At 42.2% G+C, this 10,876-nt stretch carries 5 protein-coding genes and 1 pseudogene; 4 read left to right on the top strand and 2 right to left on the bottom strand.

Annotated elements, in window-relative coordinates:
- Together BV375_RS37495 and BV375_RS06150 are read left to right on the top strand one after the other, a co-directional pair.
- The coding region (locus BV375_RS37495; protein WP_208099064.1) for a hypothetical protein at positions 1 to 190 on the top strand (190 nt) is incomplete at its 5' end.
- 426 nt (positions 191 to 616) lie between these two features.
- Positions 617 to 3,145, top strand: coding sequence for a DUF4114 domain-containing protein (locus BV375_RS06150; RefSeq protein ID WP_086758377.1), 2,529 nt, complete (start codon positions 617 to 619; stop codon positions 3,143 to 3,145).
- Positions 3,146 to 3,245: 100 nt separating this feature from the next.
- On the opposite strand, the gene leuD is transcribed toward BV375_RS06150, so the two are convergent.
- Both leuD and leuC read right to left on the bottom strand, forming a co-directional pair.
- Positions 3,246 to 3,851, bottom strand: coding sequence for a 3-isopropylmalate dehydratase small subunit (gene leuD / locus BV375_RS06145; protein WP_086758375.1), 606 nt, complete (start codon positions 3,849 to 3,851; stop codon positions 3,246 to 3,248).
- A gap of 218 nt (positions 3,852 to 4,069) precedes the next feature.
- The gene (gene leuC / locus BV375_RS06140; RefSeq protein ID WP_086758373.1) at positions 4,070 to 5,473 is read right to left on the bottom strand and encodes a 3-isopropylmalate dehydratase large subunit; all 1,404 of its coding nucleotides are present in this window, start codon (positions 5,471 to 5,473) and stop codon (positions 4,070 to 4,072) included.
- Between the two features lie 321 nt (positions 5,474 to 5,794).
- Between leuC and BV375_RS06135 the strand changes: the two genes are divergently transcribed.
- Both BV375_RS06135 and BV375_RS06130 read left to right on the top strand, forming a co-directional pair.
- On the top strand, positions 5,795 to 7,147 hold the full coding sequence (locus BV375_RS06135; protein WP_086758371.1) for a P-loop NTPase fold protein: 1,353 nt from the start codon (positions 5,795 to 5,797) through the stop codon (positions 7,145 to 7,147).
- A 72-nt stretch (positions 7,148 to 7,219) separates the two neighbouring features.
- Positions 7,220 to 10,876 (top strand): annotated as a pseudogene (locus BV375_RS06130) (ribosome assembly protein 4); the annotation flags it as partial.

Raw genomic sequence — 10,876 nt, 5'->3', positions numbered from 1 at the left:
CGGGTTTCCTGACTTGAGTGAAGTGGCGTTTGAACTGAGTGAAACCCAACAATTACAAGGCTTTGAAGTCTTGGGTTTCGTTCCTCAACCCAACCTACATCCACATCATATTTTTTGTGAAATGGTATCAGTCCTAACTACTTTTCAATGTGTTCCACACGAATGCGACAGTCTTAAATTAGCAGGCTAAGAATTTTCTTTAGAATAAAACTGGACAATTAAGCTTCAAGAGTAGGTAGTTTTTTCAAAAATCAAACTTGCTTTCTATAGTAATTTTTTAGTTAGAGACTAAGCAGATTTTAATGAATTGATAACCTTTTAATAATTGCTCATTAATGTAATCATGAGTTTGTATTTATTAGTAGATGTATTTAATCAAAACCTCATAAATTTAGTTCAAACTCTTTATAAATAGATAATCTAAGGCGTTAGAAATTATCGTACAAATATACTTGAGAATTTAAAAAAATATCTTTTTAAAGATAAAAAAGTATTTTGCTCTAAATGGTTTGATTGCTGATTTGTCAGCTTGATACCAATTTAGAGAAACTCTCTATCTAAAAATCTGAATACATAAACTGACGTACACAAGTTATATCTAGGTGAAAACATAATCATGATTATTAACGGTACTGCCAATCAAGATGAGTTATATGCGAAAAAAGATGATCAATTATTTGGTCTTGAGGGAAATGACATACTAGACTCTTCCAATGGTCAAGGAAATAATTTGCTTGATGGTGGCTCTGGTAATGACCAGCTTTTTAGCAATAATAACGATACCTTAACAGGTGGTATTGGAGAAGATAGTTTATTTGCTGTAGGTAGTTTGGGTTTTAACACACTCACAGGAGGCGAAGACAACGATCGCCTGTTTGTAGTTGAGGGTAGTAATAACAAGCTCGATGGTGAATCGGGAGAAGATCAGCTTGTTGTTTCTGGTGGAACTGGTTACAACACCTTATTCGGTGGAACTGGTAATGATTTTCTGAATGCATCCAATGCAACAGGTAACAATAGTCTTGATGGTGGCGAAGGCGATGATCTTCTGATTGGGGGATTAGCTAGCGATCGCTTATTTGGCGGCGCAGGTAATGATTCACTATTTGCTGGTACAAAAGGCAGTCAGTTTACAGGTGGTACTGGTAAAGACCGCTTCTACATTGCTAGTGCAGCCGTTCCTGAAATACCTGTTGAGGTCTACGATTTTACCAAAGGCGAAGATAAAGTTGTGATTGCGGCAATTCCGCAAGTGCGGAAATTCCAAGATTTGAAATTAGAGCAAATCTTGGTCAATGGTCAACCAGGCCCGGATACATCTATCAAAGCTACTTTCAATGGTGAATTAAAAGAATTAGGCATTTTAAGAAATGTCCAAGCCAATACTCTTACACCAGATGACTTCGACTTTATAGTTGATATTTTCTCAATTACTAATGCTTCAGCAGCTGAGGGCCAGGCGATCGCATTCACCATTACCCGCACAGGAGATGCTCAAGCGGAGGAAAGTGTCACTGTATCTACATCTATCAGCACAGGAGATACAGCCAGTAATAATGACTTTACAGCGAAAACTGAGATTCTTACCTTTAAGCAAGGAGAAACTAATAAAACTTTTAGCGTTCAGACAACGACCGATTCTTTAGTAGAAAGTAATGAGACTTTCAGCGTCAGTTTAAGCAATCCCACAAGTGGAGCAACTCTTAACCCTACCAATAGCACAGCCAAAGGAACTATTACTGATGCAAGTGACGGTACTAGTACAGGTGGCAATACTAGTGCAGGTGTTACCATTACCCAGACTGATGGTAGTACTAAAGTTGGCGAAGGTGGGGCAGGCGATCGCTACTCTGTGGTACTCAACAGCAAACCACAGGCTGATGTGACAATTGCATTTAACACTGGAAAGCAAATCAAAACTAGTGCAAAAACTTTTACCTTCACTGCACAGAACTGGAATGTAGCACAAGAGGTAAGGGTAACAGCCGTAGATGATGCGATCGTCGAAGGAAATCACAGCGATACTATCCAACATACAGCTACAAGCACTGATGTTAACTATAATGGCATAGCCATTAACTCTGTAGCTGTGAACATCACTGATAACGATATTCCGTTAGCCAAGAGTGCTAATAATGATGTCTTCACCATTAAAGGCGATGGCGATCGAGCTAGACTGCAAGTTACTCTCACCGGAAATAGTTCCAAATTGGTGAATGAACTGGGAGTATATGTTGTTGATGATGCTCAAGGTACGATTAACGGTATTGCTCCAGGCGCAGCAGAGTATGCTCAAGCAGCTTTAGAGCGTGCTAGAGTAATTTTCTCTGCGATCGCCAATCGTCCCAATGAATTTAATAACAACAATCTCCAAAGTCTGTTGGAATTTAATTCTGGTGAAAACTTGAGATTCTATTTAGTGAAAAATAGTACAATCGATGCTGTGAAGTCTGGAATCTCTCCAATTACAGACGTACTTTTTTCTAGCGCTACAACACAAAAAGTCACGGATTTAGGAGCTGATGGATTTTCTCTAGCTTGGCAAGATGGTTCGGGAAATAGTAATAATAGCTTCCAAGATTTGGTAGTAAAAATTCAAACCACAAATGATCCATTATCTCTTGGTACAAATCTACAAAGTAAACCGCAGGGAGAATTGATTGATTTGCGAAGTGTTACACAACAAGTTAAAGCTGACTTTGTAGTGAATAGAGAAGCCGCGTTCAACAATTTTGTTGGCTTCTATCAAGCGATTGATGAGAATGGTGGCATTGATACTAATAACGATGGCAAAGTAGATATTCTCCCCGGACAAGCTGGTTATACTCAAGCTGCGGTTCGCGGACAAATTGCGGGAATAGACTTGACAGTTAACAACCAAGGAACAGCAACTTACAGTGGTACTTTTAAACCAGGTGCTATTTTCGTACCATTTATGATTATTAATGGTAGACCTGATGCAATTATTGATAGTAATTCTAATAACGATCCAGCCGTTTACTTTCCCTTCCTAGGTGCTAACTCTGACAAAGTTGATCATATTCGCCTATTAGGAAATAACATCTTTGGCTTTGAGGATTTAGCAAATGGCGGCGATCGAGACTTCAACGATGTGATTGTCAAAGCCAACTTGAGTATCGCTTAGTTTGCGATCGCCTGTGTAGAGATATAGGCAATGCTATATCTACAATTGCCTACAACTTTTCCACTGCAATACTCGGAATAGAGTGAGATTTTAGCAAATTCTAAGCAGCTAAATTACCCCAACTTACATAGGGTAGTTTCGCCGCAGTTTCCCGAACTTTATCAGCATTAGCTACTAACTGACCGCAAGCATCCCAAGTTCCAGAAATGAAGGTACTTCTTGTACCTTCACCGATAGAAACTTGGGTATTGTAATCACCAATTTGGACTTGCAAGGTTTCCAGATTTACCGTTACAGATGCTTGAGGATTGGTAGCTACTAATTCTTGCAGCTTCTTAACGATCGCACTATCAGCAGTCACACAAGGAATGCCCATCGCTACACAGTTACCGAAAAAGATTTCGGCGAAGCTTTCACCAATTAAGGCTTTAATGCCCCATTTCGCAAGTGCTTGGGGTGCGTGTTCCCGTGAGGAACCACAGCCGAAGTTGCGGTTAACTATTAAAATATTTGCCCCTTGGTATTGTGGTTGATCGAAGGGATGCTCTCCTTTGAGTGCTGTGCGATCGTCGATAAACGCACCTTCACCTAATCCATCAAAGGTGATGGCTTTTAAATAGCGGGCAGGGATGATGCGATCGGTATCTATATCATCGCCTATTAAAGCTACGCCACGCCCGGAGACTGTTTTAACTTCACTTACCATAAATTTAGTAAAAAACGAACCACGAATGACACAAAGAACGCGAAGAAAGAATAGTTGCAGAGAGTTTTTTAGGGTATATTATGCCGTACTCTTAACACTATCCGAAATTTTCGATGCGTAATTTCAACAACGCACCCTGCTACCGAATGTCTCTGAAATAAGGTGGATTTAGATACCCGACTTCTTAAAGAAGTCGGGTATCTGAGCAATTAAATTAATTAGAGCAACTCACGCACATCGGCGACTTCGCCTTTAATTGCAGCAGTTGCAACCATTGCAGGACTCATCAGGAGTGTGCGCCCGGAAGCCGAACCTTGTCTACCTTTAAAGTTGCGGTTGGAGGAAGAAGCACTGATTTGTCTTCCTTGTAGTTTGTCTGGATTCATGGCTAAACACATAGAACATCCTGCTTCGCGCCATTCAAAGCCAGCTTCCAGGAAGATTTTGTCTAATCCTTCGGCTTCGGCTTCTTTTTTGACTCTTTCAGAACCAGGGACGACAAAGGCTTTGACTCCTTCTGCAACGTGGCGACCTTGGGCAATTTTCGCGGCTTCTCGCAAATCGCTGATTCTACCGTTGGTGCAACTACCAATGAAGCAGACATCAACTTTGGTGCCTTTAATCGGTTGACCGGGAAATAAATCCATGTAATTGTAAGCTTCTTCAGCTACAAATCGGTCTTCTTGTGCTAATTCGTCGGGTTTGGGGATCAACTGGTTGATGCCGATACCTTGACCGGGGGTAATTCCCCAGGTAACTGTTGGCGGAATATCCGCAGCGTTAAAGACTACGACATCATCGTATTCAGCATCAGCATCACTCTTGATAGATTCCCACCAAGCCACAGCTTTATCCCAATCTGCGCCTTTGGGTGCAAAGTCTCTACCTCGGAGGTAGTCGTAGGTGACTCGATCGGGGTTGACGTAACCACAACGGGCCCCGCCTTCGATCGCCATATTACAGACGGTCATTCTCTCTTCCATATTCATTTGCTCAAAGGTAGTACCTGCAAATTCGTAGGCGTAACCTACACCACCTTTAACGCCTAAGGTACGAATGATATGGAGAATGACATCTTTGGCGTAGACACCGGGGTTGAGGGTGCCATTCACTTCGATTTTGCGGACTTTTAATTTAGATAGAGCAAGGGTTTGAGAAGCTAGAACATCGCGTACTTGACTAGTACCAATCCCAAATGCGATCGCCCCAAATGCACCATGACTGGAAGTGTGACTATCACCACAAGCAATGGTCATTCCTGGCTGGGTAAGTCCTTGTTCTGGAGCGATGACGTGGACAATACCTTGACTGCCAGAACCTATATTGTAAAAAGTTATGCTATTTTCTTGACAATTCTGCTCTAGCGCTTGGATCATTTCCTCTGCCATCGTATCGACAAAGGGACGTGCCTGATTCTCTGTAGGCACAATATGATCGACTGTGGCTATAGTGCGCTGAGGAAACAGTACTTTTAAACCTCGTTCCCGTAACATCGCAAAGGCCTGGGGACTGGTGACTTCATGTATAAGGTGAAGCCCGATAAATAGTTGCGTTAGTCCCGACGGAAGTGTCCCAACGGTGTGTAAGTCCCAAACTTTATCGAACAGGGTGCCTTTGCTCATACATCAATCGTTATTTAACGAGTCAGAGTTTTTATACTATCAAAAAAGCGTCAGGCTTTTGCTATGTAAATTGCTTGCCTCGATTAATAGTTTAGCCAATTTTGTTAGACGCCCGCAGGCTGGCAATCATGAGGCTGCGAAGGCAAGCTTCGTTCGTGTAGCGACATCCTTGTAGGATGTCGGAGTTTGGCAAAGTTTATTTAACAATACTAAATAATAAAACTGAAATTCTGCGAAATAATAGCTTCAATTGCTGTAAATAACTTTATTCTTGCAATCAAGGATATCTGGGACATACAAGATAAATAAAATCCTAGCTTTATGGCCATAGATTTACTGAATTTCTTTCAGGCTACTGACCCCAGCCGCACTCTGTATATCACTAATGGAGTGGATGCAAAGTATTACATAGATTTTTCTGAGGTGCGGGGCGGCGATATTATTAACAAGCTGAAGCATAAGATTACATTTTTCAAGCCGAATGAGCCTACCTGCACTTTATTTACTGGTCATATTGGTTGTGGAAAATCGACAGAATTATTACGGTTACAGGCGGAACTGGAAAAGCAAGGCTTCCAGGTAGTGTATTTTGAGTCTAGCGAAGACCTGGAAATGACCGATGTCGATATTGCCGATGTGCTGCTGGCGATCGCACGGCGTGTCAGTCAAAGTCTCGATAAAATTACACTGGCAGAAACCAGCAAATTTAATGAGTTGCTCCAAGGTGCTTGGAGAGTCTTAAACTCCGAGGTCACAGGAGTCAAGCTCAAGGTTCCGAATGTTGGAGATGTGGGTTACGCGGCGGAAAAGGAAAAGCTGTCTTTAGCGTTTGGGATTGGGGAAATTACGACGAAAACCAAGAATGACCCGACGCTGCGGGAAAAACTCAATCAGTATCTCGGCCCGCAGAAAACCCAGTTACTAGAAGCGATTAATCGCGAACTCCTAGAACCTGCGATCGCCAAACTCAAGCAGCAAGGTAAAAAAGGTTTAGTGGTAATTGTCGATAACCTTGACCGCATCGATAATCGCGTCAAATCTTGGGGTCGTCCGCAACAGGAATATCTGTTTGTCGATCAGGGAGAGTTTTTGACCAAGCTAAATTGTCATTTAGTTTATACCATGCCCCTATCGCTGAAATTCTCCAATGATTATGGCACGCTCACCCAGCGATTCCCCGAAGACCCGAAAGTTTTGCCGATGGTTCCGGTACAGTGGCCTGATGGTAGCGTCCACGAACAGGGAATAACGCTGATGCAGCAGATGGTGTTAGCAAGAGCTTTTCCTGACTTGGAACCGGAGGAGCGTTTAAGTAAGATTACAGAGATTTTTGACAGTGAAACAACCTTAGAACGCTTATGCAACATAAGTGGTGGTCATGTGCGCGACTTGCTGCGGTTGCTGAACACTTGGATTATGGAAGAAATGACGCTTCCCCTTTCTCGCGATACCTTAGAGCAAGTAATTCGCTCCCGGCGGAATGAAATGACCATGCCAATTTCTGATGATGAGTGGCAATTGTTACGTCACGTCAAGCAGAGAAAAAAAGTCAGCGATGACCAAGGCTATCAAAAGCTGATTCGCAGTCGCTTTGTCTTTGAATATCGTGATCGCGGTGAGTCTTGGTTTGATGTTAATCCCATTTTGGCAGAAGCCAGGGAATTAACCAGCTAATTGTGACTTACCATATTCCAGATCCCCGACTTTTTGAAGAAGTCGGGGATCTATATCCACCGTTCCGTAATTATGAGTGAACAGCAAATCAACAACGATCGCGCATTGCAACAATTAGCTTGGGCAATTCAAGCTTCTGTCGGACAGTTTAAGCTGATGTTGGCAAAGTGCAATTATGCCCAACAGCGCGATCGCTTAATTGCCAGATTACAGGAAATCTCTGCTGTTAAGATTAGCGTTTTAGCTCTCAAGCCATCTCAAAGGACACTTTACACCGCCATTCGTGAGGAATTGGGGGATAACGTCCAAGCTTTGATGGTGGTGGGGTTAGATAAATTGCAAGATTTGTCCCAGATGTTGATTTCTGCTAATCAGGTGCGGGAGGAGTTTCGCAAAAGTTTTCCTTTCCCGATTGTGTTGTGGATTAACGATGAAATTCACAAGCAACTAATGCAAATAGCCCCAGATTTAGAAAGTTGGGCGACTACAAAAGATTTTTCTATTACTATTAATGAATTAACTCAGTTCATCCAACAGACAGCATCGCGATTATTTGATAATGTTTTCAAGATAAATTTAGAACTTATTGCGGAAATTAAATTAGCTTGGCAAGAATTACAAAATCAGCAACAAGAGTTAGAACCTGAATTGAAGGCGAACTGTGAGTTTTTATTAGGTTTGGTTGAATATATTCATAAAAATTTTGATGCAGCTATTGACCATTACAACCAAAGCTTAGTTTATTTGCAAACAAATATTAATTTTGAACGTCAAGGAAAGATATTGACGCAAATTACTGTTTGTTATTACGAAAAAGCTAGAGAAGATGATAAAAAAAGCCCCCAGGCTAGAAATTATGAGGCTGGTTCACTAGGCTTTGTTCGTATAGCCAATAAGGAGACAATTCGTAACTATCTTCAACAAGAGATCGCCTCTGACGAAGCAGCAATGCTCAAGGCTAGTAGTCTTAAGGGGACAATTCGTAACTATCTTCAACAAGCGATCGCCTCATTTGGGGGTCAACGTCCCGATTTAGTCGCCAATTCTCTGGAACAATTCGGGATTATTCTTCGGTATTTAGAAGATTGGGAACAACTAAAAACCTTAGCTGAACGTGCTTTAATTATCCATGAATCCGAGAATAAAGCAATTAAAATAGCTCAAGATTATGGCTTTTTAGCTGAAACTGCATTAGTACAAAATGACTGGCAACAAGCAAAAGAATTAGCCCAAAAAGCATTAACAGTTTTAGCTGCGCCTAATCAGTCACTACCAACAGAATTATCGCGGATAAATGTAATTACTCATCGGCAAGAATTATTATTAATCCTCGCACAAGCACAAGAGAATTTAGGACAAAATCAAGCGGCAATTAATAATTTAGAACAAGCTAGAACATTAGGATTTACAGACAACGACCCTCAGCTTTATCTGAGGGTTCTAGAGAATTTACAAAGGCTATATTTTCAACAAAAGCAATATCTCAAGGCATTTGATGCCAAGCTAGAAGCACGTTCTATTGAGCAGCAATTTGGTTTGCGGGCGTTTATCGGTGCAGGTAGATTACAAGCAACAAAACAGTTAGATACGCAAGTTTTAGCAGCATTACAGATTGATAATCTGGCTAATATCGCCCCAGAAATTGCCGCATCTGGTCGTCAATTGGATGTAGAACGCTTAATAGAACGCATCGGTCGCCCTGACTATAAATTAATCGTAATTCATGGGCAATCGGGTGTTGGTAAAAGTTCTTTGGTGAATGCGGGACTAGTTCCGGCTTTGAAACGGAAGGCGCTCGGTACTCAAGATAATTTGGTTGTCGCTATTCGCTTTTACAACAATTGGGTGGAAGAGTTGGGGCGGGTGTTGGGTGGTGGGGGAGACGCGGGGACACAGGGAAGTGGGGACGCGGTGATAGAAGAAGGAAGAGAGTTGGAATTTGACACGCCGAGTTCAAAACACGAGAATTCGAGCTTTTTACTCGCTACTTCGAGTTCGGAACACGACAATTCGAGCTTTTTACTCGACACTCCGAGTTCGGAACGCGACAATTCGAGCTTTTTACTCGACACTCCGAGTTCAGAACACGACAATTCGAGCTTTTTACTCGACACTCCGAGTTCAGAACGCGACAATCCGAGCTTTTTACTCAACACTCCGAGTTCAGAACCTCAAACTTCCCACTTTTACACCTCCCCATCTCCCCCAGCCTCCCCAGCTCCCCCAGCTTTCTCACCCCTCCTCACTCAACTGCGAAAAAACGAACAACGCAACCTGAGGACTGTGCTAATTTTTGACCAGTTTGAAGAATTTTTCTTTGTTTACCCAGAAGCAAAACAAAGACGGCAGTTTTTTGAATTCCTGGGAGAATGTCTAAATATTCTCTCTGTAAAAGTGATTTTGTCACTGCGGATGGATTACTTGCATTATTTACTGGAATGCAATCGCCTACCGAGTCTGAAGATTATTGGCAATGATATTCTCAGCAATAATGTGCTTTATGAGTTGGGGAATTTTTCGCCCAGTGATGCTAAGTCAATTATTCAGCGTTTAACTGAAAACACTAGCTTTTATTTAGAACCTGCTTTAATTGACCAACTCGTTGTAGATTTAGCCGGGGAACTGGGAGAGGTGCGCCCGATTGAATTGCAGGTGGTGGGGGCGCAGTTGCAAACCGAGAATATTACAACTCTGGCGAAGTATCAACAATTGGGGAGTAACGCTAAAGAAGAACTAGTAAAGCGCTACTTAGCAGAGGTGGTTGATGACTGCGGTGTAGAAAATCAACAAGCGGCAGAATTGTTGCTGTATTTGCTCACCGATGACAAAGGGACTCGCCCCCTGAAGACTCGCGCTGAAATAGAACGGGATTTGCAGCAATTTCTCTCGTTTAGTGAGGTTCAGCTTTCGGAGATCCCCCCAACCGCCCTTATTAAGGGGGGCTATATTTCTTCTGTTATCCCCAAATGGGGCAATAATACTATCACTCCTTCCACCCCCTTATTAAGGGGGTCGCTGCAGGCGGGGGAATCGAGAGATCAAGTTTTAAACACGAGTAGATTGGAATTAATATTAAAGATTTTTGTTAAATCTGGCTTAGTTGTTTTGTTACCAGAAAACCCCGCAGACCGTTATCAACTGGTGCATGATTATTTAGCCGCCTTTATCCGTCAGCAACAGGAACCCAAGTTAAAGCAGGTCATGGCGGAACTGGAAAAGGAAAGAGAGCAAAGAAAAATTAGTGAAGCAAGATTCAATAAATTACTCAGATACGCTCTGATGGGTTTAGTTGCAACCGGATTGGTATTGGCTGGGTTAGCAGTAACCGCCTGGGATGCAGCACGCAGGGCTGATGAGCAAAGAAAATATGCCGAAATTAGTGAAATCAACGCCCTGAACAATTCTTCCAAGGCGTTTTTTGCCTCTAAGCAAAATTTTGATGCTTTAATTGAAGCTTTAAAAGCAGGGGAAAAACTTAAATCTATAGCTGGGGGAACAAAAGATACTTTCACCAAAATGCGAACTGTGGCAGCATTATGGCAAGCAGTTTATTTGCAACCCGAAGAGCAAAAAGAAAATCAAATTATAGAAGTTAATACTTTAGAAGGGCATAGCAGTGCGGTCAATAGCGTCGCCTTCAGCAACGATGGGCAAAAGTTGGCTTCTGGCAGTGCTGACAAGACGATCAAAATCTGGGATATCGCCACAGGCAAAGCGATCAAAACCTTG

This window comes from Nostoc sp. 106C (assembly GCF_002154725.1).
In the GTDB taxonomy this organism is placed as follows: Bacteria; Cyanobacteriota; Cyanobacteriia; order Cyanobacteriales; family Nostocaceae; genus Aulosira.
This window is presented reverse-complemented; position numbering and strand designations above follow the sequence as displayed.

What these genes read in the sequence shown, in the direction of transcription:
- BV375_RS06150 (WP_086758377.1), top strand. Translation starts at nt 617, where the DNA reads ATGATTATTAACGGTACTGCCAATCAAGATGAGTTATATGCGAAAAAA.
- leuD (WP_086758375.1), bottom strand. Translation starts at nt 3,851, where the DNA reads ATGGTAAGTGAAGTTAAAACAGTCTCCGGGCGTGGCGTAGCTTTAATA.
- leuC (WP_086758373.1), bottom strand. Translation starts at nt 5,473, where the DNA reads ATGAGCAAAGGCACCCTGTTCGATAAAGTTTGGGACTTACACACCGTT.
- BV375_RS06135 (WP_086758371.1), top strand. Translation starts at nt 5,795, where the DNA reads ATGGCCATAGATTTACTGAATTTCTTTCAGGCTACTGACCCCAGCCGC.